The organism is Agrococcus sp. UYP10, from assembly GCF_040547205.1.
Classification (GTDB): domain Bacteria; phylum Actinomycetota; class Actinomycetes; order Actinomycetales; family Microbacteriaceae; genus Agrococcus; species Agrococcus jenensis.
The window spans coordinates 973,504-1,000,235 of the sequence record NZ_JBEPPG010000001.1; the positions used below are offsets into that span (position 1 = coordinate 973,504).

28 protein-coding genes and 2 pseudogenes are annotated in these 26,732 nt (G+C 70.2%); 14 read left to right on the top strand and 16 right to left on the bottom strand.

Annotated features, from left to right (window positions below; genetic code table 11):
• The first annotated feature begins 77 nt into the window (after positions 1-77).
• On the top strand, positions 78-344 hold the full coding sequence (locus tag ABIB37_RS04815) for a YciI family protein (protein ID WP_123696697.1): 267 nt from the start codon (positions 78-80) through the stop codon (positions 342-344).
• Between the two features lie 34 nt (positions 345-378).
• Here the strand turns inward: ABIB37_RS04815 and ABIB37_RS04820 are convergent, their stop codons facing one another.
• Both ABIB37_RS04820 and ABIB37_RS04825 read right to left on the bottom strand, forming a co-directional pair.
• A complete protein-coding gene (locus ABIB37_RS04820) occupies positions 379-1,287 on the bottom strand; it encodes an Fpg/Nei family DNA glycosylase (protein WP_354257417.1) in 909 nt (302 codons plus the stop codon).
• A 57-nt stretch (positions 1,288-1,344) separates the two neighbouring features.
• Positions 1,345-2,340: an NYN domain-containing protein gene (locus tag ABIB37_RS04825; protein ID WP_354257420.1), complete on the bottom strand. Its 996-nt coding sequence runs from the start codon at positions 2,338-2,340 to the stop codon at positions 1,345-1,347.
• A gap of 125 nt (positions 2,341-2,465) precedes the next feature.
• Here ABIB37_RS04825 and ABIB37_RS04830 point away from each other — a divergent pair, with 125 nt between their 5' ends.
• Positions 2,466-2,747 carry a Fe-S cluster assembly protein HesB gene (locus tag ABIB37_RS04830; protein WP_123696694.1) on the top strand — a complete coding sequence of 94 codons (282 nt, stop codon included), beginning with the start codon at positions 2,466-2,468 and terminating at the stop codon, positions 2,745-2,747.
• A 142-nt stretch (positions 2,748-2,889) separates the two neighbouring features.
• Here the strand turns inward: ABIB37_RS04830 and dnaB are convergent.
• The 6 genes and pseudogenes from dnaB to ABIB37_RS04860 form a co-directional block, all read right to left on the bottom strand.
• Positions 2,890-4,242, bottom strand: a pseudogene (dnaB, locus tag ABIB37_RS04835) (replicative DNA helicase); the annotation flags it as partial.
• Positions 4,243-4,639: 397 nt separating this feature from the next.
• Positions 4,640-5,092: a 50S ribosomal protein L9 gene (gene rplI / locus ABIB37_RS04840; protein WP_354257423.1), complete on the bottom strand. Its 453-nt coding sequence runs from the start codon at positions 5,090-5,092 to the stop codon at positions 4,640-4,642.
• A 14-nt stretch (positions 5,093-5,106) separates the two neighbouring features.
• A complete protein-coding gene (gene rpsR, locus ABIB37_RS04845; protein WP_354257426.1) occupies positions 5,107-5,364 on the bottom strand; it encodes a 30S ribosomal protein S18 in 258 nt (85 codons plus the stop codon).
• 57 nt (positions 5,365-5,421) lie between these two features.
• Positions 5,422-5,961, bottom strand: a complete 540-nt coding sequence (locus ABIB37_RS04850; protein WP_123696690.1) for a single-stranded DNA-binding protein — start codon at positions 5,959-5,961, stop codon at positions 5,422-5,424.
• An 86-nt stretch (positions 5,962-6,047) separates the two neighbouring features.
• Positions 6,048-6,410: pseudogene (gene rpsF, locus ABIB37_RS04855) on the bottom strand (30S ribosomal protein S6); the annotation flags it as partial.
• 203 nt (positions 6,411-6,613) lie between these two features.
• A complete protein-coding gene (locus ABIB37_RS04860; RefSeq protein WP_502914029.1) occupies positions 6,614-8,062 on the bottom strand; it encodes a CCA tRNA nucleotidyltransferase in 1,449 nt (482 codons plus the stop codon).
• A gap of 91 nt (positions 8,063-8,153) precedes the next feature.
• Here ABIB37_RS04860 and ABIB37_RS04865 point away from each other — a divergent pair, with 91 nt between their 5' ends.
• The 5 genes from ABIB37_RS04865 (at position 8,154) to trxA (ending at position 13,625) form a co-directional block, all read left to right on the top strand.
• Entirely contained in the window at positions 8,154-10,172 is a 2,019-nt protein-coding gene (locus ABIB37_RS04865) for a DUF6049 family protein (protein WP_354257432.1), read from the top strand.
• The gene (murJ, locus tag ABIB37_RS04870) at positions 10,169-11,827 is read left to right on the top strand and encodes a murein biosynthesis integral membrane protein MurJ (protein WP_354257435.1); all 1,659 of its coding nucleotides are present in this window, start codon (positions 10,169-10,171) and stop codon (positions 11,825-11,827) included. Before ABIB37_RS04865 ends, murJ begins: the two co-directional genes overlap by 4 nt.
• A gap of 96 nt (positions 11,828-11,923) precedes the next feature.
• Positions 11,924-12,313: a hypothetical protein gene (locus tag ABIB37_RS04875; protein ID WP_354257438.1), complete on the top strand. Its 390-nt coding sequence runs from the start codon at positions 11,924-11,926 to the stop codon at positions 12,311-12,313.
• Positions 12,314-12,357: 44 nt separating this feature from the next.
• On the top strand, positions 12,358-13,317 hold the full coding sequence (gene trxB / locus ABIB37_RS04880; protein WP_354257440.1) for a thioredoxin-disulfide reductase: 960 nt from the start codon (positions 12,358-12,360) through the stop codon (positions 13,315-13,317).
• Positions 13,314-13,625: a thioredoxin gene (gene trxA / locus ABIB37_RS04885; protein ID WP_123696684.1), complete on the top strand. Its 312-nt coding sequence runs from the start codon at positions 13,314-13,316 to the stop codon at positions 13,623-13,625. The genes trxB and trxA overlap by 4 nt, the downstream gene beginning before the upstream one ends.
• A 72-nt stretch (positions 13,626-13,697) precedes the next feature.
• On the opposite strand, the gene ABIB37_RS04890 is transcribed toward trxA, so the two are convergent.
• Positions 13,698-14,750, bottom strand: a complete 1,053-nt coding sequence (locus tag ABIB37_RS04890; protein ID WP_354257443.1) for a ParB/RepB/Spo0J family partition protein — start codon at positions 14,748-14,750, stop codon at positions 13,698-13,700.
• Complete coding sequence (locus ABIB37_RS04895) at positions 14,747-15,580, bottom strand: ParA family protein (RefSeq protein ID WP_354261536.1); 834 nt, start codon at positions 15,578-15,580, stop codon at positions 14,747-14,749. The genes ABIB37_RS04890 and ABIB37_RS04895 overlap by 4 nt, the downstream gene beginning before the upstream one ends.
• Before the next feature lie 346 nt (positions 15,581-15,926).
• Here ABIB37_RS04895 and ABIB37_RS04900 point away from each other — a divergent pair, with 346 nt between their 5' ends.
• Positions 15,927-16,283: a hypothetical protein gene (locus ABIB37_RS04900; protein WP_354257446.1), complete on the top strand. Its 357-nt coding sequence runs from the start codon at positions 15,927-15,929 to the stop codon at positions 16,281-16,283.
• 655 nt (positions 16,284-16,938) lie between these two features.
• Here the strand turns inward: ABIB37_RS04900 and rsmG are convergent.
• The 6 genes from rsmG to rpmH are packed head-to-tail and all read right to left on the bottom strand — an operon-like array spanning position 16,939 to position 19,823.
• Complete coding sequence (gene rsmG / locus ABIB37_RS04905; protein WP_354257449.1) at positions 16,939-17,589, bottom strand: 16S rRNA (guanine(527)-N(7))-methyltransferase RsmG; 651 nt, start codon at positions 17,587-17,589, stop codon at positions 16,939-16,941.
• Between the two features lie 4 nt (positions 17,590-17,593).
• A complete protein-coding gene (locus tag ABIB37_RS04910) occupies positions 17,594-18,082 on the bottom strand; it encodes a Jag family protein (protein ID WP_354257452.1) in 489 nt (162 codons plus the stop codon).
• 2 nt (positions 18,083-18,084) lie between these two features.
• On the bottom strand, positions 18,085-19,047 hold the full coding sequence (gene yidC, locus ABIB37_RS04915) for a membrane protein insertase YidC (protein WP_354257455.1): 963 nt from the start codon (positions 19,045-19,047) through the stop codon (positions 18,085-18,087).
• A gap of 4 nt (positions 19,048-19,051) precedes the next feature.
• Entirely contained in the window at positions 19,052-19,354 is a 303-nt protein-coding gene (gene yidD, locus ABIB37_RS04920; protein ID WP_354257458.1) for a membrane protein insertion efficiency factor YidD, read from the bottom strand.
• A complete protein-coding gene (gene rnpA, locus ABIB37_RS04925; RefSeq protein ID WP_354257461.1) occupies positions 19,351-19,677 on the bottom strand; it encodes a ribonuclease P protein component in 327 nt (108 codons plus the stop codon). The genes yidD and rnpA overlap by 4 nt, the downstream gene beginning before the upstream one ends.
• 8 nt (positions 19,678-19,685) lie before the next feature.
• A complete protein-coding gene (rpmH, locus tag ABIB37_RS04930; RefSeq protein ID WP_071299798.1) occupies positions 19,686-19,823 on the bottom strand; it encodes a 50S ribosomal protein L34 in 138 nt (45 codons plus the stop codon).
• Between the two features lie 330 nt (positions 19,824-20,153).
• Here rpmH and dnaA point away from each other — a divergent pair, with 330 nt between their 5' ends.
• The 6 genes from dnaA to ABIB37_RS04960 all read left to right on the top strand — a co-directional run bounded on the left by dnaA (position 20,154) and on the right by ABIB37_RS04960 (position 26,708).
• Positions 20,154-21,560 (top strand): chromosomal replication initiator protein DnaA, encoded by a 1,407-nt coding sequence (gene dnaA / locus ABIB37_RS04935; RefSeq protein WP_123696677.1) that lies wholly within the window; start codon positions 20,154-20,156, stop codon positions 21,558-21,560.
• A 780-nt stretch (positions 21,561-22,340) separates the two neighbouring features.
• Positions 22,341-23,483 carry a DNA polymerase III subunit beta gene (dnaN, locus tag ABIB37_RS04940; protein WP_354257464.1) on the top strand — a complete coding sequence of 381 codons (1,143 nt, stop codon included), beginning with the start codon at positions 22,341-22,343 and terminating at the stop codon, positions 23,481-23,483.
• A 20-nt stretch (positions 23,484-23,503) separates the two neighbouring features.
• The gene (gene gnd / locus ABIB37_RS04945) at positions 23,504-24,388 is read left to right on the top strand and encodes a phosphogluconate dehydrogenase (NAD(+)-dependent, decarboxylating) (protein ID WP_354257467.1); all 885 of its coding nucleotides are present in this window, start codon (positions 23,504-23,506) and stop codon (positions 24,386-24,388) included.
• Positions 24,389-25,483 (top strand): DNA replication/repair protein RecF, encoded by a 1,095-nt coding sequence (gene recF / locus ABIB37_RS04950; protein WP_354257470.1) that lies wholly within the window; start codon positions 24,389-24,391, stop codon positions 25,481-25,483.
• Positions 25,476-25,970: a DciA family protein gene (locus ABIB37_RS04955; protein WP_170165534.1), complete on the top strand. Its 495-nt coding sequence runs from the start codon at positions 25,476-25,478 to the stop codon at positions 25,968-25,970. The genes recF and ABIB37_RS04955 overlap by 8 nt, the downstream gene beginning before the upstream one ends.
• Before the next feature lie 39 nt (positions 25,971-26,009).
• Positions 26,010-26,708, top strand: a complete 699-nt coding sequence (locus ABIB37_RS04960) for a FadR/GntR family transcriptional regulator (protein WP_354257473.1) — start codon at positions 26,010-26,012, stop codon at positions 26,706-26,708.
• The last annotated feature ends 24 nt before the right edge of the window (positions 26,709-26,732 follow it).

Genomic DNA, 26,732 nt, shown 5'->3' on the forward strand with positions numbered 1-26,732 from the left:
CCGTCGCATTCGCCCGTCGCCGCGCCCAGCGGCACTGCGCCGCCCGTCGCGGCCGCGAGGGTGCCTAGGCTGGGGGCATGATCGCCGTCATCCTCTCGTTCTCCGACGACCCCGCCCGCCTCGAGCTGCGCCCGCGCCACCGCGAGCTGCTCGGCGAGATGCACGAGCAGGGGCTGCTGGTCGCCGCCGGCCCCTTCGCCGACCAGTCGGGAGCGCTGCTGCTGTTCGCGACGGACGACGTCGCCGAGGTGAAGACGGCGCTCGCCCGCGACCCGTACTACGGCGCGCCGGGCGTGCAGATCGTCACGATCCAGCCCTGGAGCGTGGTGACCGGCTCGGTCTGACCGCTCCTGCGGGCGCCAGCGACACGCTGCGCGCTCAGCGCCGCACGCCCAGCCGCGAAAGCACCCGGTCGGCGAGCGGCTTCCCGCCCGTCTGGCAGGTCGCGCAGTACTCGAAGGTGCTGTCGGCGTAGATCACCTGCCGCACGGTGTCGCCGCACACCGGGCACGCCTCGCCCTTCCGGCCGTGCACGCGCATGCCCTGCCGCTTCTCGCTCTTGAGCGAGGACGCCGTGACGCCGTGCGCGCGCTCGACCGCGTCGCCCAGCACCTGCTGCAGCGCGGCGTACAGCCGGTGCACGTCGTCGGGCGGCATCGACGCCGGATGGAAGGGCGACATCCGCGCCGCGTGCAGGATCTCGTCGGAGTAGGCGTTGCCGATGCCGGCGATGCGCTGCTGATCGCGCAGCACGCCTTTGATCTGCGCGCGGCCCGCGTGCGCGAGGATCTGGGCGAACCGCTCCTCGGTGAACGACGCGTCGAGCGGCTCGGGGCCGAGCGTCGCGATGCTGAGCACCTGGTCGGGATGCGCCACGACGTGGATCGCGAGCCGCTTCTGCGTGGCCTGCTCGGTGACGTCGAAGCCGTCGCCGCCGACCCGTTCGTCGCCCTCCGGTCGCTCGAGCACGACGCGCGCGGCGAGCGGTCCCCGACCGCGCCCGGTCGTCGGCTTCGGCGCCTCCGCGCGCCACCGGATCCACCCCGATCGGGCGAGGTGCAGCACGAGGTGCAGGCGCCGCGGCTCCTCGTCGCGCTCGACGTCGATCACGAGGTGCTTGCCGCGCCTCCCGGTGCCGGTGATCACCGCGTGCTCGAGCGCGTCGACCGGCGGGTCGAACGTCTTGAGCGCGGCGACCTCGGCGATCTGGACGCGCCGGATCGTGCGGCCGATCAGGCGCTCGCCGAGATCGGCCGCCAGCGCTTCCACCTCTGGCAGCTCCGGCATGCCGTCATCCTGCCGGATGGCGCCGACATCCGCACGCGGCGGGCGACGAGTGGCGCGTCAGTCGCCCTTGAGGCGCAGCAGGCGAGCCTGGCCCTCTTCGCGCATGTCGACGATCTCGCCGCGCGCGGTGACGAAGTCGGTGAACGATCGGTGGCCGAGCGACTTCTCGTTGAACACCGGGTCCATCCGCTTCATCTGCTCCTTGACGACGTTCGCGTGCAGCCACTCGTCGTCGTTCTTCTGGTGCAGGATGCGCATCGCCCGCTCGAGCAGGCCGGTCGCGGCGTCGCCGCGCTGCGCGGTGGTCATGGCGACCTCGTCGGTCTCGGCCGCGACCGAGGCGCTCGACGCGCGCCGGCTGCGGCGACCCCGCGTGGGCTGCTGCTGGGCGGCCACCTCCTCGGCCTCCGCGACGATCGCCTCGGCCTCGGCGGGGGTCGGCTCGGGGGCGTCGGGCTCGGGCTCGGGCTCGTCGATCTGCACGGGCTCGATGCCGGGCAGCGCGTCGTAGTCGGCGAACTCGTCGCACGCGGCCGCGAGCGACTTGGAGGTGCTGCCGGCCACGCCGATGCCCACCATGAAGCGACCGAGGCGCTTCGTGCGCTGCGCGAGGGCGATGTAGTCGCTGTCACCGGCGACCACGACGACGTGCGTGATGTTGTCGAGCCGGAACAGGTCCTCGACCACGTCGATCGAGAGGCGGATGTCGGCGCCGTTCTTGAGCGAGCGCGTGGTCGGGAACATCTGCACGAGGTCGACGGCGCGCGCGAGCAGCTGGTCGCGGTACGCGGCGTGGGCAGGCACCGACCAGTCGGCGTACGCACGGCTCAGCACGATCGAGCCGTAGCTCGAGGCGTAGTCGATGATGGCGCCGAGGTCGACGGTCGCCTGCGAGAAGCGGGTGCGTGCCTTCGACTCGCGGCCGTCGGTCGTGAGCGTGCGGACCTTGTCCGCGTGGAAGGCGCCCCGACCGTGGATCTGGTCGTAGCGAGAGATGAGGATGTTGTCGAAGTCGATGTAGACGGCGACACGCGCCTCGGAGTCGGTGGGCATGCAGCCAGTCTGGCAGGGTCCTGCGCGGACGCCTCCCCCGCACCGACACGCCCGGCGTCGACCGCCGCTTGCATCGGCGGCCGATCCTCGGCATCGTGGCCGGCTCGCCAACGGAAGGAGCAGCCATGCTCACCCTGACCGAGAACGCCCAGACCATCATCACCGGCATCGTCGACGGCGCGCAGGCGCCCCAGACGGGCGGCCTGAGGATCGCGCAGGACGCCGAGGGCGCCGGGCTCAACGTCACCGTCGCCGAGCTGCCGGAGGCAGACGACCAGGTCGTCGAGTCCGCCGGCGCGAAGGTCTTCCTCGACCCGTCGGCCGTCGTCGCGCTCGACGACAAGGTGCTGGACGCATCCGCGACCCCCGACGGTCGCGTCGACTTCGCGATCGGCCAGCAGGGCTGACGCAGCGCACGAGGAAGGGCCCCGGTCGCATCGACCGGGGCCCTTCGTCGTGTCAGCCCTCGACGGGCGGCGGCGCGCCGTAGGGCGTGCCGCCGAACGGCGTGCCGCCGGGCGGCATGCCAGGTCCGCCGTCGCCACCCATGCCGGGCGCGATGTCGACGAAGCGCGCGAGGTGGCCGTGGAACGCGACCGGGATCGTCTTCGTGGGGCCGCCTCGGTGCTTGGCGACGATGATGTCGGCCTCGCCCGGGCGGATGTCGCGGTCGTACGCGTCCTCGCGGTGCAGCAGCATCACGATGTCGGCGTCCTGCTCGATCGAGCCCGACTCGCGGAGGTCGCTGATCGCCGGCTTCTTGTCGCCGCGCTGCTCCGGGCCTCGGTTGAGCTGCGAGAGCGCGATGACCGGCACCTGCAGCTCCTTCGCGAGCAGCTTGAGCGAGCGGGAGAACTCCGAGACCTCCTGCTGGCGCGACTCGACCTTCTTGCCGCTCGTCATGAGCTGCAGGTAGTCAACGACGACCATCTTGAGGCCGGCCTGCTGCTTGAGCCGCCGGCACTTCGCGCGGATCTCGACGAGCGTGAGGTTGGGGCTGTCGTCGATGTAGAGCGGCGCGTCGTTGATGCGCCCGCGCACCTGCGCGAGCGTCGTCCAGTCGCGGCCCTCGATCGCGCCCTTGCGCAGCTTCTGCAGCAGGATGCTCGACTCGGCCGAGAGCAGCTTCATGGCGATCTCGGTGCGCCCCATCTCGAGCGAGAAGAAGACCGACGGCATGTCGTTCTTGATCGAGCACGACCGCACGAGGTCCATCGCGAGCGTCGACTTGCCGAGGCCCGGTCGGGCGGCCACGACGATCAGCTGGCCCGGGTGCAGGCCGTTCGTGAGCTCGTCGAGCTCGCGGAAGCCGGTCGGCACGCCCGTCATCACGCCATCGAGGCCCTTGGCGGCCTCGATCTCCTCGATCGCCGACTCGACGGCGAGGCTGAGCGGCACGTAGTCCTCGGACTGGTCCTCGCCCATCACGGAGTAGATCTCGGCCTGCGCGTGGTTGACGAGGTCGGTGACCTCGCCCTCCGAGGCGTAGCCCATCTGCACGATGCGGGTGCCCGCCTCGACGAGCCGCCGCAGCACCGCCTTCTCGGCGACGATCTCGGCGTAGTAGCCGGCGTTCGCCGCAGTCGGCACCATCGACGTCAGCGAGTGCAGGTACTGCACGCCGCCGGCACGCGAGAGCATCGCGGTCTTCGTGAGCTCGTCTGCCACCGTGATGACGTCGGTCGGCTCGCCGCGCGAGTAGAGGGACAGGATCGCCTCGTAGACGATCTCGTGCTTCGGCTGGTAGAAGTCGTTGCCGCGGACCGTCTCGAGGCAGTCGGCGACCGCATCCTTCGACAGCAGCATGCCGCCGATCGCGGACTGCTCGGCGAGCATGTCGTGCGGCGGGGTGCGCTCGCTGTAGCGGCTCTCGTCGAGGCCGATCTCTGCAAGGTCCGTCATGCCCATCCCCCCTGTGCGCCAGATGATGGCGCAGGCCGCCCACACCGATCGATCGAGGGAGCCTCGCACAGGCTAGGAGCGCTGAGCCGCCCCGTCGAATCGGGCTTGTGGAGAGCGCTGTGGAGAGCTGTGGACAGCTCCGCGAAACGCCGAGCGCTCAGCCCCGCTGCATCCCCAGGCCTGTGCACAGATCTGTGGATTCGAACTGCGGATAAGCGAGGAAACGCGCTCTGACCGGGCATTTCCCTTTCCACATCCGGTGTGTGGAATGTGGTGTCAAGTGCACGTTGAAGGTTGTGCGAGCGGGCCATCGAAGGTCCGCCCAGGCGCGCGCGAGGGCAAGCGGAAGGGCCCGCATCCACAGGGGATGCGGGCCCGACAGCGGTGACGGGGAACGTCACTTCGCGGCGACCACCTTGAGGGTGATCGTGGCGACGATGTCGTCGCGGAGGCGAGCCGTCGCCTGGTGGTCGCCCACCGAGCGGATCGGCGTCGGGATCTCGATGACGCGCTTGTCGACGGAGCCGTGGCCGGCCGCCTGGACGGCGTCGGCGATGTCCTTCGTCTGGATGGAGCCGAAGAGACGGCCCTCTGCGCCGGCCTTCGCGGTCAGCGTGACGGGGTTCGCCTCGAGCCGGGCGCGCAGGTCCTGCGCCTCCTCGATCGTGGCGTGCTCGCGTGCGACGCGGGCTGCCTTGATCTGCTCGACCTGCTTCTCGCCACCGCGCGTCCACATGACCGCGAGGCCCTGCGGGACGAGGTAGTTGCGAGCGAAGCCGGTCTTGACGTCGACGACGTCACCAGCGGAGCCGAGGCCGGAGACCTCGTTCGTGAGGATGAGCTTTGCCATGTTCCTCAGCCCCCTCAGCGTCCGGCGCCGGAGTAGGGCAGGAGCGCCATCTCGCGCGCGTTCTTGATCGCCTTGGCGATCAGGCGCTGCTCCTGCACCGACACGCCGGTGATGCGACGGGCACGGATCTTGCCGCGCTCGGAGATGAACTTCTTCAGCGTCGCGACGTCCTTCCAGTCGACGACGCCGACCTTGATCGCCTTCGCCGGAGCGAGCGGCTTTCCGCCCTTCGGGCCCCGCGGCTTGCGGTTGTTCTGCGGCTTGCCAGCCATGTGTCCTTCTTTCGTGCTCGGGACTGCCGTCCCGTGAGTGCTTGGTGCCGAGAAGCCTTAGAAGGGCGTCTCGTCGTTGTACGAGGTGCCGGGCGCGCCCCAGACGTCGCCGCCCGATGCGGGCTGCGCCTGCTGCTGGGCGGGCTGACCCCACGGCTCGTCCGCGACCTGCTGCGGCTGACCGAAGTTGCCGCCGCCGCCCTGGCCGCCGGAGCTGCGGCCTGCGCCGCCGCCCTGCGCGCGGGTGACCTGCGCGGTCGCGTAGCGGAGCGAGGGGCCGATCTCGTCGACCTCGAGCTCGATGACCGTGCGCTTCTCGCCCTGCTGCGTCTCGAACGAGCGCTGCTTCAGGCGACCCTGCGCGATGACGCGCGAGCCCTTCGTCAGGCTCTGCGACACGTGCTCGGCGAACTCGCGCCAGACCGACGCGCGGAGGAACAGCGCTTCGCCGTCCTTCCACTCGTTCGCCTGGCGGTCGAAGGTGCGGGGGGTCGACGCGATCGTGAAGTTCGCGACCGCGAGCCCGTTCTGCGTGTAGCGCAGCTCCGGGTCAGCCGTCAGGTTGCCGACCACCGTGATGATCGTCTCGCCCGCCATGGCTACTTGGCCTCGACCTCTGCGGGAGCCTCGGTGGCTGCCGGGGCTGCGGGGGCTGCGGGGGTCGCGTCGACGGGGGCCGCGGGGGCCTTGTCGGCCTTGGCTGCGGCCTTGGCTGCCTTCGCGTCGTAGTGGCGCTTCGAGTCACCGGTCTGCGAGACGGCGGTCTCGGCACGCAGCACCTTGGTGCGCATGACGGCCTCCGACAGGCCGAGCTGGCGGTCGAGCTCGTCGGTCGTGGCGGACTCGGCCGAGAAGTTGACGACGGCGTAGATGCCCTCGGTCTTCTTGTCGATCTCGTATGCCAGGCGACGACGGCCCCAGATGTCGATCTTCTCGATGGTGCCGCCATCGTTGCGGATGACGTTGAGGAACTTGTCGAGCGACGGAGCGACGGTGCGCTCGTCCACCTCCGGGTCGAGAATCACCATGAGTTCGTACTGCTGCATGCTTCACCCACCTCCTTCGGACTAGAACGGCTGCAGACGATCTGCAGCAGGAGGGTATGCATGTGCGGGATCAGAGTCCGCGCAACCTGTCGATCCTACCGCACGCGCCACTCCGCCGCCACGAGATTCTCAACGGAGCGTGTGGCAGCTCGGGGTGATACTGCCCTCGCGTGACCAGCTGGTCCGTTGAGAACGAGGTCAGATCAGCGGGACGCCCACCAGTCGCGGAGGACCTGCTCCGCGCGCTCGGCGCCCAGCGGGCCGTGCTCGAGGCGCTGCTCGAGCAGCATCCGGTACGCCTCCCCGACCTCGCGGCCGGGCCGGATGCCGAGGATCGCCATGATCTGCTCGCCGTCGAGGTCGGGACGCACCGCGTCCATCTCCTCCTGCTCGCGCAGCTCGGCGATCCGGTGCTCGAGGTCGTCGTACGCGAAGTCGAGCCGCTCCGCCTTCCGGCGGTTGCGGGTGGTGACGTCGGAGCGCGTGAGGATGTGCAGCCGCTCGAGCAGCGGTCCGGCGTCGCGCACGTAGCGGCGCACCGCGGAGTCGGTCCACGCCTGCTCGCCGTAGCCGTAGAAGCGCAGGTGCAGCTCGACGAGCCGCGCGACCGCCTTCACGGTGTCGTTGTCGAAGCGCAGCGCCTTCAGCCGCTGCTTCGCCATCCGCGCGCCGACGAGGTCGTGCTGGTGGAACGTGACGACCCGCCCCTCGATGCGTCGGGTGGCGGGCTTGCCGATGTCGTGCAGCAGGCCGGCGAGCCGCGACACGAGGTCGGGCGCCGCATCCGGGTTGCGCGATGCCTCGAGGTCGATGCCCTGCTGCAGCACGGTGAGCGAGTGCTCGAAGACGTCCTTGTGGTGCGCGTGCTCGTCGGCCTCGAGCCGCAGCGCCGGCACCTCCGGCAGCACGATGTCGAGGATGCCCGCGTCGGTCAGCAGCCGCAGCCCCGGCACCGGGGTGCTCGTCAGCAGCAGCTTCGAGAGCTCGTCGCGCACCCGCTCCGCCGAGATGTCGCGGATCCGCTCGGCGAGCACGGCCATCGCCTCGAGCGCCCGCGGCGCGACCTCGAAGCCGAGCTGCGCGGCGAAGCGCGCGGCGCGCATCATGCGCAGCGGGTCGTCGTCGAAGGAGCGCTCGGGCGCCATCGGGGTGTCGAGCACGCCCTGCAGCAGGTGCTCGAGCCCGCCGCCGACGTCGATGAGCTGCGGCACCGTCGTCTCGCTGCCGTCGCGCCGTGGCGTGAGCATGAGCGCCATCGCGTTCACCGTGAAGTCGCGACGCTCGAGGTCGTCCTCGAGCGAGTCGCCGAAGGCGACGGATGGTTTGCGGGAGACGCCGTCGTACGTGTCGGCCCGGTAGGTCGTGATCTCGACGTCGGCACCGCCGATCCGCGCGGCGATCGTGCCGAACTCGCGCCCCACGTCCCAGGTCGCGTCGGCCAGCGGGGCGACGAGCGCGTGGATCTCGTCGGGCGTCGCGCTCGAGGCGAAGTCGAGGTCGGTGACCGGCCGGTCGAGGAAGGCGTCGCGCACCGGGCCGCCGACGAGCGCGAGCTCGTGCCCGGCGCCGGCGAAGGCCTCTGCCAGCTGCGCGGTCGGCGCGGATGCGACGAGTGCGTGCAGTCGCGCGGTCGCCTCAGCCATGTCGGTCACGAGACACCATTCTGGCAGGGCCGCTCGCCGTCGCCCGCGCGGATGCGCGGCACCACGGCCGCGCCGATGCTTCGGCGGTACCCTGTCAGCCATGCTGTCGGCAGGTCGCCTCGCGCGTCGGCGCGCGACCGCGTGCGCCGCCGCGGCTGTCGCGACGGCACTCCTCGCCGGCCCGCTGCTCGCTCCGAGCGCGGCGAGCGCGACGACGGCGACCGACGAGGCGCCGACCCTCATGCTCGCGCCCGTCGACCCGCTGCTGAGCGAGGGCGAGGCGCTCGAGGTCGAGGTGCTGCTGCGCAACCCCACCCGCGAGAGCCTGCCTCCGACGCGCATCGAGGTGCTGCGCACGAGCGCGCCGATCGGCACCCGCTACGGGCTCAGCCGCTGGTTCGAGGGCGACGGGATCCTCGCGAGCTCGTTGGTCGCCACCCTGGACCTGCCCGCGGTCGCGGCGCTCGGCCGCACCTCGACGACCATCACGGTCGATGCGGGTGCGCTCGGGCTCGACGGCGCGAGCTGGGGCGCCTACGGCCTCGCCGCATCCGCGCCCGACATGGAGGGCGCCACGAGCGTCGTGGTCCGCGACGAGCCGGGCGAGGCGAGCCCGACGCGCCTGGCGCTCGCCGCGCCGATCGACGCCGGCGTCGACGCCACCGGCCTGCTCACCGCGGAGGAGCTGGAATCGCTCACGGAGCCCGGCGGCGACACCGACGAAGCGCTCGACGCGGCGATCGACGCCGGTGCGACGATCGGCGTCGACCCGGCGATCGGCGCGAGCGCCGAGGCGCTCGGCACGGACGCGCCGGAGTCGGCCGGCGACTGGCTCGAGCTCGCGGAGACCCGCGACACCTATCCCCTGCTGTACGCCAACGCCGACCCGATCGCGCAGGCCCGCGCCGGCGCCTTCCCGGTCGAGCCGCTCGGCATCCCGGTCGAGGACGACGAGCCGCTCCCCGGCACGGCCGGCGAGGTCGGCTCACGCATGCCGGTGATCGACGCGACCGGCGCGATCGTGCAGGATGCGGAGCTCGGGACGCTCGCCGGGATGGGCACCGTCGTGCTCTCGACCGACAACCTCGCCGAGACGCTCGAGGGCAGGACGCCGAGCGCGCACGCGAGCGTCGGCGGCGTCGACGTGCTCGCCGCGGATGCCGAGGTGCAGCAGCGGCTGCAGGACGCGACCGACCCGAACGCCGACACCGCGGCGCAAGGGCGCGCCGAGCTCGTCGCGCTGCTCGCCACGATCACCCGCGAGCGACCGAGCGACCCGCGCACGCTCGCCGCGGTGCTGCCCGCCACCACCCAGGGATCGCCGGTCGCGGTGCTCGAGACGCTCGCGGACGCCGGCTTCGTCGAGACGGTGAGCATCGACGACGCGCTCGAGACGCCCACCCGTGAGGCGGTGCTCGCCACGATCGACGACCCCGAGCGCGACGCCGGCGCCGAGCTGGTGAGCGCCGCGCTCGCGCAGGAGGCCGAGGCGTCGCGCGTCGCCACGATCGTCGACGAGCCCGCGTCGCTGCTGTCGGGGCTCCGGCTCACGCTGCTGGCGGCGCTGCCGGATGCCGGCCGGGCCGTGACCGATGCCGACCGCACGGCCATCGATGGGCTGGGCGGCGAGCTGAGCCAGGTGCGCGAGGCGGTGCAGATCGTCGGCGGCAGCGACATCCGGGCCGTGGGCGAGAGCGTGCCGCTGCCGATCACGATCGCGAACAGACTCAGCGTGCCCGTGCAGGTCGTGCTGTCGCTGCGACCGCTCAACGCGCTCGTCTCCGTGCCGCAGCCGAGCACGAACATCAGCCTCGCCGCGAGCACGCAGCAGCGCGTGCAGGTGCCGATCGACGTCGTGGGCACCGGTACGGTGCTCATGGTCGCGCAGCTGCACACGCCCGACGGCGTGCCGCTCGGACAGCCCCAGATCATGCGCGTGACCGCGCAGCCCACCATCGAGACCGCCGTCGCCGTCGCGCTGGGCATCGCCATCGTGCTGCTCATCGCCTTCGGCATCTGGCGGTCGGTGCGCAAGCGCCGCCGGGGCGAGGCCCACGGCGACGCCGATGACATCAGCGATCGCGAAGCCCGCGATCAGCCCGTGAAGGAGTCCCTGTGAGCACAGGCAAGGCAAGCGCCATCATCGCGGCGGGCACCATGGTGTCGCGGGTGCTGGGGTTCATCAAGATGGCGATGCTCGTCATCGCGATCGGCCAGTCCAGCTCCGCGGCGGGCGCGGCGTTCGGCCTCGCCAACCAGCTGCCCAACAACGTCTACGCGCTCGTCGCCGGCGGTGTCATGAGCGCGGTGCTCGTGCCGCAGATCGTCAAGGCGTCGAAGGCGGCTGACGGCGGCGAGGCGTACGTCTCGAAGATCCTGACCCTCGGCGGCTCGGTGTTCATCGGCCTCGCCGTGATCGCCACGGTCGCGGCGCCGGTGCTCGTCGACCTCTACGCGATCGCCGGCGACGGCTTCAGCGCCGAGCAGATGACCGTCGCGATCGGCCTCGCCTACTGGTGCATGCCGCAGATCCTCTTCTACGCGATCTACACGCTGCTCGGCGAGATCTACAACGCCCGCAGCCAGTTCGGGCCGTACACCTGGGCGCCGGTCGCGAACAACGTCATCTCGATCGCCGGGCTGGGCTTCTTCATCTGGCTGTTCGGCGGCGAGGCCGTGAACCGCAGCATCGACGTCTGGGACTGGGACCGCGTGATGGTCCTCGGCCTCGTCACCACGGCCGGCGTGGCCGTGCAGGCGCTCGTGCTCGTGCTCTTCTTCCGCCGCACCGGGATGCGGTTCCGGCTCGACTTCGGCTGGCGCGGCGTGGGCCTGCGCGCGACCGGCAAGGCCTCGCTGTGGCTGTTCGGCATCGTCATCATCGGGCAGGTCAAGGGACTCGTGCAGTCGCGCGTCGCGACGCTCGGCGACGGCGCCAACATCCTGACGATGCAGAACGCCTGGTACCTGTTCTCGCTGCCGCACTCGATCATCGCCGTCTCGATCGCCATCGCCTACTTCACCCGCATGTCGCACCACGCGGCCTCGCACGACATGAGCGGCATCCGCGCCGACCTCTCGAGCGCGCTGCGAGCCGTCGGCATGCTCACCACCATCTCGGCGCTCGTGCTGGCCGTCGTAGCCGTGCCGTTCGCGCGCATCCTCGAGCCGCGGTTCGAGCTCATGATGGCGATGGCCTGGGTGATCTGGGCGTTCCTCGTGTGCCTCGTGGCGTTCAGCGCCGAGTACGTGGTGCAGCGCGTCTTCTTCGCGCTCGGCGACACCCGCACCGCGTTCGTCTACTCGTGCTTCGGCATGTTCGTCACGTTCGCGGGCCTGTGGTGGGCGTCGACGCTGCCGCCGGAGTGGATCATCGCCGGCACGGCCCTCGCTGTCTCGGTCGCGAACCTCATCTCCTTCGCCGTCTGGCTCGTGCTCGTGCGCGTGAAGATCGGCCCGTTCGGCTTCAAGCTCATCGCCATCCGGCACATCCAGTACCTCGCGTACGGCCTGCTCGCCGCGGCCGCGGGCTTCGGCGTCGTGCTGGCGCTCGGCGGCTACCGGCCAGGCGGCTTCGGCACCATCAACGTGCTCGGCGCCGTCACCACCTGCGTCGCCGCCGGGCTCGTGATGGGGCTCATCTACTTCGGGCTGCTCTTCATCACGCGCAACCCCGACTTCCGCGCGACGGTCGACGTGGTGCTCGACCGGTTCCGCCGCGGACGCTCGAGCGCCGAGCCAGTCGAGCGCGTGGAGCCCGCCGAGCCGGTCTGAGCGCCGCATCCCACTGGGCAAGCCCACAAGCTCGGCGTCTAGGCTGGCGACCCGGCACCGTCGCAGGCAGCCGGGGATCAACGCCAGGGGGATCGCATGGCCAGCTCGCTCATCCGCGTCGCCGGACCGCTGCTCGTCGGCGTCGCCGCAGGCATCGGGGCCATCGTGGGCGCGTCGCTCACCCGTGAGCGCAAGCAGCAGCTCGAGCTGGAGTCCGCACCTCGTCCGCTCGCGGTCGAGGGCTGGTGGTCGTCGGATGCGTCGTCGTCGCTCGCGCACGCCCACCCCGCCGTGCTCATCGTCGACGCCGACACCGCGCGACTCGTCGACTCGTGGGATCGCCGCTCGCGCGCCCGCGTGCACCACCCCGTCGTGCGCCGCACCCCCGAGTGGCCCACGGCCGGCCTGATCGTCGTCGACGCCGCCACCGGCGACCTGCTCGCGGTCGTCAGCGAGCCCGGCCACGCGGGAATGCCCGCCACCTAGAATCTGTTGACCCCAAGGATCCCGCCTCGACTCAGGAGACAAGAGTGCACGACCTCATCATCATCGGCTCCGGCCCCGCCGGCTTCACCGCCGCCATCTACGCGGCACGCGCCAACCTGAAGCCGATCGTGCTGGCCTCGAGCGTCGAGATGGGCGGCGACCTCATGACCACGACGGATGTCGAGAACTTCCCCGGCTTCCCCGAGGGCATCCAGGGTCCCGACCTCATGTTCGCCATGCAGCAGCAGGCCGAGCGCTTCGGCGCCGATGTGCGGATGCAGGACGTCACCGACCTCGAGCTCGACGGCGAGGTGAAGCGCGTGCACGTCGGCGACGAGGTGCTCGAGGCCCGCGCCGTGATCTTCGCGACCGGCTCGGCCTACCGCAAGCTCGGCATCGACGGCGAGGAGCGCCTCTCCGGCCACGGCGTCTCGTGGTGCGCCACGTGCGACGGCTTCTTCTTCAAGCAGAAGCAGCTCATCGTGGTCGGCGGCGGCGACTCGGCGATGGAGGAGGCCAACTTCCTCACGAAGTTCGCCGACAAGGTCACGATCGTGCACCGCTCCGAGACGTTCCGCGCGAGCGAGGTCATGCTCGACCGCTCGCGCGCCAACGAGAAGATCGACTTCATCACGAACGCGTTCGTCGAGTCGATCGAGGGCGAGGCCCAGGTCTCGGCCGTCACGCTGCGCGACCGCATCACCGGTGAGACCCGCCGGCTGCCCATCGACGGCGTGTTCGTCGCGATCGGCTCCGACCCTCGCACGCACCTCGTGCACGGCAAGCTCGAGCTCACCGCCGAGGGCACGATCGCTGTCGGTGGCCGCAGCTCGCGCACGTCGGTCGAGGGCGTCTTCGCCGCGGGCGACGTCATCGACCCGACCTACCGCCAGGCCGTCACGGCCGCCGCGTCCGGCACCGTCGCCGCGCTCGACGCGGAGCACTACTTGGCCGCGCACGCCGTGCCGGTCCTCGTCACGAGCCCTGAGGAGGCAGCACTGTGAAGGAAGTCACCACCGCGTCGTTCGAGCAGGACGTGCTCAACGCCGACAAGCCCGTCCTCGTCGACTTCTGGGCCGCCTGGTGCGGCCCGTGCCGCGCGGTCAGCCCCATCCTGGAGCAGATCGACGGCGAGACCGAGAAGCTCGACGTCGTCAAGGTGAACGTCGACCAGGAGCCCGACCTGGCCATGCGCTACAACATCACGTCGATCCCCGCCATGAAGCTCTTCCAGGGCGGCGCGGTCGTGAAGGAGCTCATCGGCGCTCGTCCGAAGCCCGCGATCGAGCAGGAGCTCGCAGCGTTCCTGTGATCCACGCATGACGAAGGCCCCGAGGATGCGTCCTCGGGGCCTTCGTCATGTGCGCTGCGGTACGGCGGACGCTCAGTCGCCGGTGGGCTCCAGGCCGGCACCCACGCCCTGCTCCCCCAGCTCGGAGAGGATGCGGTTGAGGTCGCCCACGGTCGCGAAGTCGATCGTGAGCTGGCCCTTCGAGCGCCCCAGGGCGATGCGCACGCGCGTGTCGAGGCGGTCCTCGAGCCGCGTGGCGATCTCGTCGAGGCCGTGCTGCACGGCGCCCTTCGTCGGCGTCCGGCGCGGGCTCCGGGCCTGGAACAGGCCTGCGGCTGCCTCGGCCGCACGAACTGAGAGATCTTCATTGATGATCTTCGCGGCGAGCTGCTCCATCGCCTCGACGGTCGGCAGCGAGAGGATCGCCCGAGCGTGCCCCGCCGACAGCACGCCGCCGGCGACCTTCGCCTGGATCGACTCGGGCAGCTTCAGCAGGCGGATCGTGTTCGAGATCTGCGGCCGGCTGCGGCCGATCCGCTTCGACAGCTCGTCCTGCGTGATCGAGAAGTCGTCCATCAGCTGCTGGTAGGCCGACGCCTCCTCGAGCGGGTTGAGCGACGCGCGATGCAGGTTCTCGAGCAGCGCGTCGCGCAGCATGGCGTCATCAGGCGTGTCCTTGATGACGGCGGGGATGGTCTCGAGGCCGGCTCGCTGACTCGCGCGCCATCGCCGCTCCCCCATGATGAGCTCGTAGTGCGTGCCGTCGTCGCCGACCGACACTGGGCGCACGACGATGGGCTGGAGCACGCCGAACTCGCGGATGGAGTGCTCGAGCTCGGCGAGGTCGTCCTCGTCGAAGACGGTGCGCGGCTGGTTCGCGTTCGGGCGGATGTCGCCGGGCGCGACAGCACCGAAGGTCGCCCCGGGGATGGCGAGCAGCCCCTGCGCCTCGTCCTCCTCGCCGGAGAAGAACACGTCGACCGGCCGCCCGCCGGGCTTCGGCGCCCGTCGTGCGCGTCGGTGCGGCGGGGTCGCCTCCGCCGTCGTCGGCGCAGACTCGTCGCGCTCGTCGATCTCGGCTGCCGGTGCCGGCCCCGTCGGGATGAGGGCGCCGATGCCGCGTCCCAGTCCTGCCCTCTTGCTCATGCCGTTCCTCTGCGTGCGATCTCTGCGGCTGCCTCACGGTATGAGAGCGCGCCCGGGGAGTTGGGGTCGTAGGCGATCACCGTCTGGCCGTAGCCGGGGGCCTCGGAGACCCGGACCGATCGCGGAATGATCGCGTCGAGCGTCTGCTCCGGGAAGTGCTTGCGCACCTCGTCGACGACCTGCCGTGACAGCAGCGTGCGACCGTCGAACATGGTGAGGAGCACGGTCGAGAGGTCGAGGGTGGGATTCAGGTGCGCCTTGATGCGCTCGATCGTGTCCATGAGCTGCGACACCCCCTCCAGCGCGTAGTACTCGCACTGGATCGGCAGGAGCACCTCGGTGGCGGCGGTGAACGCGTTGATCGTCAGTAGCCCGAGAGACGGCGGGCAGTCGATGAAGATGTAGTGCGGCGGCTCCGATGCCTCGCTGAGGTAGGCGTCGAGCGCCTTCCGGAGACGGTGCTCGCGCTGCTCCATCGCGGCGAGCTCGAGATCGGCGCCGGCGAGGTGGATGGTGGACGGCACGACCTGCAGCCGGTCGCTCTGCGGACTCACGGCGATCGCGGACTGCAGCGGCTCTCCCTCGATCAGCACGTCGTAGGTGCTGACGACGTCGGCGTGGTGATCGATGCCGAGTGCGGTGGACGCATTGCCCTGCGGATCGAGGTCGAGCACGAGCACCCTCGCGCCACCCTGTGCGAGCGCCGCCGCGAGGTTCACGGCGGTCGTGGTCTTGCCCACGCCGCCCTTCTGGTTGACGACGGTGAAGATGCGCGTGCGCTTCGGCAGCGGGAGTTCGACGGACGAGAGCGCCTGTCGGCGGCGCGCCATCGCGGCCAGCTCACGTGCGATGGGGGTGGTGTCGAACTTGCCCGTGGTCACGCATGCCCTCCTGATCGATGTTTCACGTGGAACATCGAGCGCGGGCAGCGAGGTTCCGGGACGTGGTCCAAGGGGTCCAGTCTGGCCCCTCCAGCGTCGATCGCAAAGTCGAGGGGCAACGTTCGCGCGGCACTTGTTGTACACAGGCCTGTGGAGAACGCTGTTTTCAATCTCTCGGCCTTCTCTCGAGCATGAAGGTTGACCCTGTACCCCGAAAACCCGCGTCTTTCCGCGGATTATGGCCGCCTGGGGATGCGCGCGCCACGGGCCGGGCCGTGGCTCGCGGAGCCTACTTATGCACATCTTTCCACAGGCATGCGAGGCCGCTGAGCACCGCGAAGCGCGCGCAGATCGCGATCCCGCTCGCGCGACGACGAAGGAACTGACCAATCATCATCCTGAAGTGCGGCCCGTCATCGGCCGCATTGATGCCAGTTCGGCGGATCGCAGGAGCACATCCCCAGAGAGCTCGCAATGCTCCGCGATGTTCCACGTGAAACATCTGAACCGCTACCGCGGCGTACTGACCTCGCGTGCCGAGCGGCGACCGGCGACCTCTCTTCTGAGGGCCCGGTGCGCAAGTTACCGCTGCGATCGCATCTGCTCGCTGTTCTATTGGGGCTGGCACGCGATCGATCGCCGGCGCGGTTGACGCGCGCAGCGTCTGGCAGCGGGACGTTTCACGTGAAACACGTGACGCTGCCGAATGTGTGCTGCGGCGGCGCGACGCACGTCTGCGCCAGTCGCCGCTGATGGCCCGGTGTGGCGCGGCGTCGAAGATGCGCGCGCGGCGCATCGCGCGACCGATGTTTCACGTGGAACACGTGTTGAGTCGCGCCATGCTGACGCGCAGGGGCGCTCGCGACCGCCGTACGTCGATGGCACGCGGGTGTGTCCCAACCCACCGGAATGCGCAAGGCACGGCTGGGCTTGCTGGATGCAAGCGCTCGCGATACCGGTGCGCGATGTTTCACGTGGATCACGTGGTCTGACATAGCCCACGGCTCCATGACCTGGATCCGCGTGCAACGGGTGATCGCTACCGGCCCCCGCGGGAATCCAGTGCCGTCGAGCGTCTCATGAGGTTTCACCCGCTCCTCGCAGCGGGCACTGCCGGCGCTCTGCGCGACGCCGCGAAGGCGCACGGCAGGCGTCATGTTCCACGTGAAACATCGCGGTGCCAGCTCCGTGACCGATCCGCTCTTCAAAGTCGGGCAACAGCAGTCCGAGAGCGTCACCGAGAGGGCCGCGACTAAAGGAACACCCCCGCCGGCGTTCGGCGGGGGTGGGGCGATGCGAGACGTCGATCAGGGATCGACGAGGGCCCGGACCACACGTGTCGGCTCCAGCCCGGCGTCGGCGCCCAGCTCGAGCACCTCAACGTCCTGCAGGCGATGCTTGCGAATCATCTTCTGCGCTGCGTCGATCTCCTCCGCAGCGCGGCCGCCCTTCATGAGCAGCAGGGCGCCACCGCTGCGCACGAGCGGCGCCGTCAGCGGGATGAGCGTGCGCAGGGCCGAGACGGCTCGCGCAGTGACCTGATCGAGGGGGAGGAGCGCTCCGGATGCCGGCACGTCCTCTGCTCGCGCGCGCAGCACCGCCACGTTGTCGAGCCCCATGCGGTCGACCTCCGACTGCAACCAGTCCGTGCGGCGCTCCATGGGCTCGATGAGCGTCATGTGCACGTCCGGTCGGGCGATCGCCAGCACGAGGCCAGGCAGACCCGCCCCGGAACCCACGTCGCCCACCCGTCCCTGCAGCAGCGGTGCAAGCAGCGCAGAATTGAGGATATGTCGACTCCACAGCTGCGGGAGCTCGCGCGGCCCGATGAGACCGAGGAGCTCACCCTTCTGCGCGAGCGACGCGGTGAAGGATCGGGCCAGCTCGATCCGGTCGCCGAACAGCTGCGCAGCGGCGGCGGGCTCGTCCTCGAGCACCGGGGGAGCGGTGTCCGCCACGGGCTCAGGCGGGCAGGACGACGATGTGGCGCGCGGCGCCCTCACCCTCGGAGTCGCTCGTCAGCCCGAGCTCCCGCACGAGGTCGTGCACCAGCTTGCGCTCGTAGGAGGACATCGGCTCGAGGGCCACTCGCGCCTGCCCTGCCTCGAGGCTCGCGGCCGCCGCGTCGACCATCGCCTGCAGCTCCTCGGCGCGGGCGTCGCGGGATCCCGCGACGTCGAGCACGAGCCGCGAGAACTCGCCGGTCTGCTGCTGCACCGCGAGGCGGGTGAGCTCCTGCAGCGCGGCCACGACGTCGGGCTTCGCGAGCCCGCCGAGGTCGTCGCCGGCCTCGCCCACGACGATCGTCGTGCGCATCTCGGTCTGCTCGATCTCGATGTCGCCGTCGAGGTCCGCGATGTCGAGCAGACCCTCCACGTAGTCCGCGGCGATCTCGCCCTCGTCCAGCTGGTCCTGCGCCTCGACCTCGACGGTCGACTCCTGCTCCGTCATGCTCAGCCCTCTCGCTGCGACTTCGGCTTCTTGCCGCGCGGCTGTGCGCGCTGCGTCCTGAGGTCGATCTGCGCCTGCGTCTCGGTCGGCTCGGCATCGTCGACGGCGGGCAGACCCATCCGCTGCCGCTTGCGCGCCATGCGCGCCTCGCGCGCGAGCGCGGCCTCGGAGCCGGGCGTGGGCAGCTTGTTGATGATGATGAGCTGCTGCACGAGCGTGTAGATGTTCGAGACGAGCCAGTAGAACATCGTGCCGAGCGGGAAGAGCCAGGCAGAGATCAGCAGGAAGACCGGGATGATGTACAGCAGGATCCGCTGCTGCCGGTACATCGGCGATTCCTTCATCGCCGGCGTCTGGTTCTTCGTCATGATCTGCAGCTGCGTGTAGAACTGCGTCGCGCACATGATGAGGGTGAGGACGACCGCGGTGATGATCACCGGGACGTTGCCCTCGGTGAAGCCCGCCTGCATGGTCTTGTGCAGCGGCACGATGCCGAAGAGCGTCGACTGGCTGAAGAGCGTGGCGAGATCCTGGGTCAGGAGGCCGACGCCCGGACGCTGGTTGTTCGCGTCGGTCAGCACCTGCACCAGGCCGAGGAAGATCGGCATCTGGATCAGCAGCGGGAGGCACGAGGCGAAGGGGTTCGTGCCAGCCTTGCGGTAGGCCTCCATGGTCTCGCGCTGCATCGCCTCGCGCGAGAACTGGTCCTTCTTGCCCTTGTACTTCTTCTGGATGCGCTGGATCTCCGGCTGGATCTCGAGCGACTTGCGCGACGAGACGATCTGGCGCACCGTCAGCGGGATCATCGCGCTGCGGATGACGAGCACGAGGCCGACGATCGAGAGCACCCACGTCAGTCCCGAGCCCGGGTCGCCGCCGAGGGTGGTGACGATCCAGTGGAATCCGACCAGGATGGCCTCGATGACCCACTTGATGGGCCACATCAGCAGGGCGAAGATGTCCAAGCTGTCACTGCTCCTTGCGAGCGAGGACGAACCCCGCTCGAGTCGTTGCGAGCCGCGCGTGCGGCTCTGGGATGTCGTCCACTCCGCCGGCCGCCCAGGGATGGCAGCGGATGATGCGCCGAGCGCCCAACCAGATGCCGCGCACCACCCCGTGCTGCTGGATGGCCTGGAGGGTGTAGCTCGAGCAGCTGGGGTAATAGCGGCACACGTCGCCGTAGAGCGGTGAGATCACCGCGCGGTAGGCGACGAGGATCGCGACGCAGACGTTGCGAGGGATCAGCCACAGCCTCAGCAGGCTCCGACTCATGACCGACGCACCAGCAGCGGCGCGATGCCGGCCCTCAGTGTATCGAAGTCAGCCTCGCCCGCCGGGGGGAGTGCACGGATCACGATGTCGGCGGTCTCGATCCCGTCGAGCTCTGCTCGGACGATCTCGCTGAGCCGCCGCTTCACGCGGTTGCGGACCACGGCGTTGCCGACCTGCTTGGACACGATGAACCCGAAGCGGCTGACTGCCGCTTCGGGCTTCGCGCGGTGCACCACCGCGAGGGGGCCGCCCGCGCGGCGACCGGTGCGCACGATGCGACGGAAGTCGTCGCCGCGCATGATCCGGTTCGCCTTCGCGAGCACCTCGTGGGCTACGCGGAGAGCTCGGTGCGGCCCTTGGCGCGGCGCGCAGCGAGGATGGCGCGGCCGGCACGCGTGCGCATGCGGAGGCGGAAGCCGTGCTTCTTGGCGCGGCGGCGGTTGTTCGGCTGGAACGTACGCTTGCTCATGGTGGATCTCCCGTGGTCCGGCGCGATCGCCGGAAGTCGTCTGGTCGAGCCGCCAAGCTCGACGATGCGCCGCACGACGGGCGCGGCAACCTGACAACCATACGCGAGTCCTGGCCCTCGGTCAACGGCGCCCACCCCGGCTGCACGCCACGCCGAGGTCATGACGCGAGGACTTGCACCCTGTGCGCTATGCGTGCAGACTCTGGGGATCCGCGCCGCGGCAGGTGCCCGGGGAGCAGTGCACGGCGTGGAGAGCACACCCCATCACCTGTGGATAATGGTGTGGAAAGCACCGACCCTCCACAGCACCAGAAGAGGAACCGCATCCTGATGGCCCCGGACACCCGAACCGGACAGCTCTGGTCCTCCGTGCTGACGACCCTCGAAGGCGATGCCCGGATTCCCCCGTCGTTGCGCGGATTCCTGGACCTCGTGGAGCCGCAGGGCGTCATGGGTTCGGTGCTGTACCTCGAGGTGCCGAACGACCTCACGCGCGACATGCTCGAGCAGCGGCTGCGCGTGCCGATCACCGATTCGCTTGTGGACAACGCTGTGGACATCGCGTCGTTCAAGATCGTCGTCAACCTCGAGCTCGAGCGCGAGGAGCCGCTGCCGGACGTCATCGACGACCCCACCGCCGAGCCCGTCGTCTCGCCCATCCCCTCGTTCGAGCGCGAGCCGTCCGAGCAGTCGTCCCGGCGCGTCGACTCCCGCCTCAACCCGAAGTACGTCTTCGACAACTTCGTGATCGGCGGCTCGAACCGGTTCGCGCACGCCGCAGCGCTCGCGGTGGCCGAGACGCCGGCCAAGGCGTACAACCCGCTCTTCATCTACGGCGACTCGGGCCTCGGCAAGACGCACCTCCTCCACGCCATCGGCCACTACGCCGAGGGCATGTACCCGGGCATCCGTGTGCGGTACGTGTCGAGCGAGGAGTTCACGAACGACTTCATCAACTCGATCGCCAACAACCTGAACCAGTCGTTCCAGCAGCGCTACCGCGAGGTCGACGTGCTGCTCATCGACGACATCCAGTTCCTGCGCGGCAAGGAGTCGACGCAGGAGGCGTTCTTCCACACCTTCAACACGCTGCACGACCACAACAAGCAGGTGGTCATCACCTCCGACGTGGCGCCGAAGCTGCTCCAGGGCTTCGAGGCCCGCATGGTGAGCCGCTTCGAGTGGGGACTCATCACCGACGTCACCGCTCCCGACCTCGAGACCCGCATCGCGATCCTCCGCAAGAAGGCCGAGGCGGAGCGCATCCAGATCCCGCCGGAGGTGCTGTCGGTCATCGCCGACAAGGTGCAGTCGAACATCCGCGAGCTCGAGGGCACACTCATCCGCGTCACCGCGTTCGCGAGCCTCAACCGCCTCCCGGTCACCATGGACCTCGCGCAGACGGTGCTCAAGGACCTCTTCTCCTTCGATGAGGAGGCCGTGGTGTCGCCGAGCGACATCATCAGCCACACGGCGGCCTACTTCCGGCTCACCGTCGAGGACCTGCACGGCTCGTCCCGGTCGCAGACGATCGCGCTCGCGCGGCAGATCGCCATGTACCTGTGCCGCGAGATGACGAGCATGTCTCTGCCGAAGATCGGGCAGCTCTTCGGCAACCGCGATCACACCACCGTCATGTACGCGAACAAGAAGATCGAGAAGCTCATCCAGGAGCGCCGGTCGGTGTACACGCAGGTGACGGAGCTGACGTCGAGGATCCGGCAGCAGCAGCGTTGATGCCGGAGCGCTCAATGCGACGAAGGAGCGTCGAGCGCGGAGGCATCGAGGTCGAGTAGCAGCCGGCTTGCCGGCCGCGTATCGAGACCAACCGGGCACGCCTCCACGCGCTGATCCAGGAGCACCACCGGAGGCCGCGCGCATCGAGACCGGTCGGGCTCGGCCCCACACGCTGATCGAGTAGCAGCCGGCTTGCCGGCCGCGTATCGAGATCTCTTCCCGTCGACCGCGGATAACGCTGGCCGCTGTGGCTGCTCGCGGGCGGTTCAGCGCCGAGGTCTCGGTACGCGGCCGTGAGATCTCGGTACGCGGCCTGCTCCGCAGGCTGCTACTCGATCTTGCTGCCTCCGCGCGCAACGCTCCTTCGTCGCATTGCGCGCTCCGGCATCAAACCTTCAACGTGGACTTCATGTGGTTCGGGTGTGGACGGCCACGGCGAGCCTGTGGAGAACGAGGCCTCGAGCTGTGGACGGCGGCCCGGGGCGCCGCCTCCGAGTCCACCGATCTGTGGATGTCCGTCAACAGCGGCTCAACATCTTCCAACGTTGTAGTTCCCAATCGAGGACCGGCGAGGAGGTGAGCGATCCACAGAACCCACAGGGGTTATGAATGACAGAGTTCTTGAGATGAGATCCGGCGAGTCACCAACCATGAGCGTCGGACCGGGGCGGGACGGCGGTCTGCGGATGACGAGCCTGTGCCAGAATCGACACCGCCGTGCACGCCCTGCCGTGCGGCCTCTGCCCAGCAGGGCCACGAGCAACCGAAGGAGGATGCCGAGTGAAGTTCGTCATCAATCGTGATGTCTTCAGCGACGCCGTGTCGTTCGCCGTGAAGCTGCTGCCGCAGCGGCCCACGATGCCGATCCTCAGCGGTGTCCGCATCGAGGCCACGCCCGACGGCGTCGTCTTCTCGTCCTTCGACTTCGAGTCGTCGGCCCGCACCTCCGTGCAGGCCGATGTCGACACCGAGGGCGTCGTGCTCGTCTCCGGCAAGATGATGAGCGACATCGCGGCGAAGCTGCCGCAGCGCGAGGTCCGCGTCGAGGACGACGGCCAGAAGGTCTCGATCCGCTGCGGCAACGCCAACTTCTCGCTCGCGAAGATGCCGCTCGAGGAGTACCCGACCGTGCCGACCGTCGAGGGACGCACCGGCGTCGTCGAGGGCAAGGCCTTCGCCGAGGCCATCGCGCAGGTCGCGATCTCGGCATCACGCGAGGACGTCACGCCGGTCATCACGGGCGTCCAGCTCGAGGCCGCCGACAACGTGCTCACGCTCATCGCCACCGACCGCTACCGCGTCTCGGTGCGCAGCATCCCGTGGGACGCCGGCGACCAGACCGATGCGCTCACCTCGCTCGTGCCGGCTCGCACCCTCACCGAGGTCGGCCGCACGTTCGGCGGCGCCGACCGCATCGAGATCACGATGAGCGAGGCAGGCGAGCGCCAGCAGATCGCGTTCTCGACCGCCGACCGCACCGTGACGAGCCTGCTCATCAAGGGCAACTACCCGCCGGTGCGCCGCCTGTTCCCGGAGCAGGTCGAGCACCACGCCGTGGTGAACACGGCGGAGCTCGTCGACGCCACTCGGCGCGTGCAGCTCGTGCTCGACGCCGAGGCTGCCATCCGCTACACCTTCAGCGACGGCCAGGCCCAGCTCGAGGCGATCGGCTCGGAGCAGGCGCAGGCGTCCGAGATCATCGATGCCGTGCTCGAGGGCGGCGAGATCGTGCTGTCGATCAAGCCGCAGCTGCTCATCGACGGCATCCAGGCGACCCACTCGGAGTTCGTGCGCGTCGCGTTCACGCACTCCGAGAACACGAACAAGCCGGGCCCGATGCTCATCCGCGGCCAGACCTCGCGCGACGACGCCGAGGCCACCGACTTCAAGTACCTGCTGCAGCCCAACCTGCTGCTGCGCTAGCGAACCGGCGAGGGAGCACCATGACGCACATCGGCCTGATCGGGCTCGGCAAGATGGGCGGCAACATGCGCACCCGCCTGCGCGCCGCCGGCATCGAGGTGACCGGCTTCGACCGCAACCCCGAGGTGACCGACGTCGAGAGCGTCGACGCGCTCATCGCCGCGCTGCCCACGCCGCGCGTCGTGTGGGTGATGGTGCCCGCCGGCGAGATCACGGATGCCGTCGTCACCGAGCTCGGCGAGAAGCTCGAGGCCGGCGACCTCGTGATCGACGGCGGCAACTCGCGCTTCACCGAGGACGAGCGGCACGCCGCCCAGCTCGCCGAGCGGGGCATCCGCTTCGTCGACGTCGGCGTCTCCGGCGGCGTCTGGGGCCTCGAGAACGGCTACGGCCTCATGGTCGGCGGCGAGAAGGCCGACGTCGACTCGCTGCTGCCGGTCTTCGACGCGCTGCGCCCCGAGGGTCCGCGCGAGGAGGGCTACGTGCACGCCGGCCCGACGGGCGCGGGCCACTACGTGAAGATGGTGCACAACGGCATCGAGTACGGCCTCATGCAGGCCTACGCCGAGGGCTTCGAGCTGCTCGAGCGCAAGGAGCTCGTGCACGACGTCGCCGGCAGCTTCAAGGCTTGGCAGCGCGGCACCGTCGTGCGCTCCTGGCTGCTCGACCTCATGGTGCGCGCGCTCGACGAGGACGACGACCTGTCCGAGATCGAGGGCTACGTCGACGATTCCGGCGAGGGCCGCTGGACCGTCGAGGAGGCGATCGCCAACGCGGTGCCGATGCCCGCGATCTCGGCGTCGCTCTTCGCCCGCTTCGAGTCGCGCCAGGACGACAGCCCCGCGATGAAGGCCGTGGCCGCGCTGCGCAACCAGTTCGGCGGCCACGCGGTCAAGAAGGCCTAGGTGCGTGTCAGCCGACTCGCGCTGACCGACTTCCGCAACTATCGGGCGGCGGACGTCGTGTTCGAGTCCGGCGCGAACCTGCTGGTCGGGCGCAACGGCCAGGGCAAGACCAACATGGTCGAGTCGCTCGTGTGGATCGCGACGGGCTCGAGCCACCGGGTGCCGACCGACGTCGCGCTCATCCGCGCGGGGGAGCAGCGCGCGATCGTGCGCTGCTCGGTCACGAACGACGAGCGCGCCTTCCAGCTCGACGTCGAGCTCAACGCGCGCGGCGCGAACCGCGCGCAGGCGAACGGGCAGAACGTCCGCATCCGCGACCTGCCGCGCTACCTGCAGGTGGTGCTCTTCAGCCCCGAGGACCTGCAGCTCGTGCGCGCGGATCCCTCCGGCCGGCGGCGGTTCCTCGACGAGCTCGCCGTGATGCGCGCCCCGCGGCTCGCGGGCGTGCACAGCGACCTCGACCGCGTGCTGAAGCAGCGCAACTCGCTGCTGAAGAGCGCCCGCGCCGCGCGGCTGCGCCCCGACGACCTCACGACGCTCGAGGTGTGGGACGGCAGGCTCATCGAGCTGGGGCTTGAGGTGATGCGCACCCGCCGCGCGCTCGTCGCCGAGCTCGCGCCGCACGTCGACGCCGCGTACCGGCTGGTCGCCGGCGATGAGCACGAGGCGAGGATCGCCCTCGTCACGAACGTGCCGGACGACGCGGATGCCTTCCGCGCGCTGCTCGCCGAGCGCCGGCGCGACGAGCTCGACCGCGGCGTCAGCCTCGTCGGGCCGCACCGCGACGACCTCGAGCTGCACCTCAACGACCTGCTCGCGCGGCACTACGCGAGCCACGGGGAGTCGTGGTCGTTCGCCCTCGCCCTCAAGCTCGCCTCCGCCGAGCTGCTGCGCGACGGGTCGGGCGGCGACCCGGTGATGATCCTCGACGACGTCTTCGCCGAGCTCGACGCCGGTCGCCGGCAGCGGCTGGCCGAGGCGGCGGGAGGCTTCGAGCAGGTGCTCATCACCGCGGCCGTCGAGGACGACGTGCCGGATGCGCTGCGCGACCACCGCATCCGGATCGTCGGCGGCGAGGTGGTCGACGATGCGTGAGCTCGCGGCGACCGAGCCGGAGCGGGTCTGGCTGCGGCTCAAGGCCAAGCTCGGTGACCCCGAGATGGTCACGCGCGACGGCCGCCGGCGCTCCCGCCGCGAGCCGGGCGCGTCCGTGCCGTTCGGCAAGGGCCGCGACCCGCGCGCGCTCGGCGACGTGCTCGTCGGCTTCGCCGACGACCGGGGCTGGACCGCGACGCTCGCGCGCGCCGACGTGATCGCCCACTGGGGCGAGCTCGTGGGGGAGGAGAACGCGGATCGCACCGAGCCGGTGTCGTTCGACGAGGGCGTGCTCACCGTGCGCTGCGCCTCGACCGCCTGGACGCAGCAGATGCGGATCCTGCGCGCCGAGACGACGACCCGCATCCTCGCCCGCTTCCCGGACTGCGGCCTGCAGCGCGTCGAGTTCGTGGGACCGAGCGTGCCGAGCTTCTCGAGGGGACGCAGGTCCGTACCAGGGCGGGGGCCGCGAGACACCTGGGGCTAGCCGGATAAGGTGTCAGACATCCAAGCTCGAGGAGGAGCGATGCCCAGGCCTTCGCGCACCCATGACGCCGTCGACCAGCTGCTCGACGCCATCATCGACGGGACGCTGACCGCGGGCGAGCAGCTGCCGCCCGAGGGCCAGCTCGCCACCGAGTTCGGCGTCTCGCGCCTCACGCTGCGCGAGGCGGTGCGCCTGCTGCAGGCCCAGGGCGTCATCGTGCAGGTGCCCGGCAGCCGGCATCGCATCGCCCCGGTCTCGGAGTGGACCGGCATGGATGCGGTGGTGCGGCACGCGCGCAGCGCCGGGCAGCGCCGGCGGTCGTCGCTCGAGCTGCTCGAGGTGCGCGTGATGATCGAGACCGGCGCCGCGCAGCTCGCGGCCGAGCGCCGCACGGCCGAGCACCTCGACGCGCTCGAGTCGTCGCTGCAGCGGATGGTCGCGCACCACGAGGCGGATGAGGTCGACGCGTTCGTCGCCGCCGACCTCGAGTTCCACGAGACGATCCTGCACGCGGCCGAGAACCGGATCCTGATCGCCGCGATGCTGCCGCTCACGTCGATGCTGGCGGAGACCCGCGGCGAGACGAGCGCGGTGGGCGAGATCCGCCAGCACGCCATCGCGCAGCACGGCAAGCTGCTCGAGGCCATCCGCGCCGGCGTGCCGGTCGCGGCGAGGGACGCGATGTGGACGCACATGATGCAGACGCGCGACGATCTCATCGCCCTCGTCCTCGACTGAGGTCGCGCCTTGACATCCACCGCT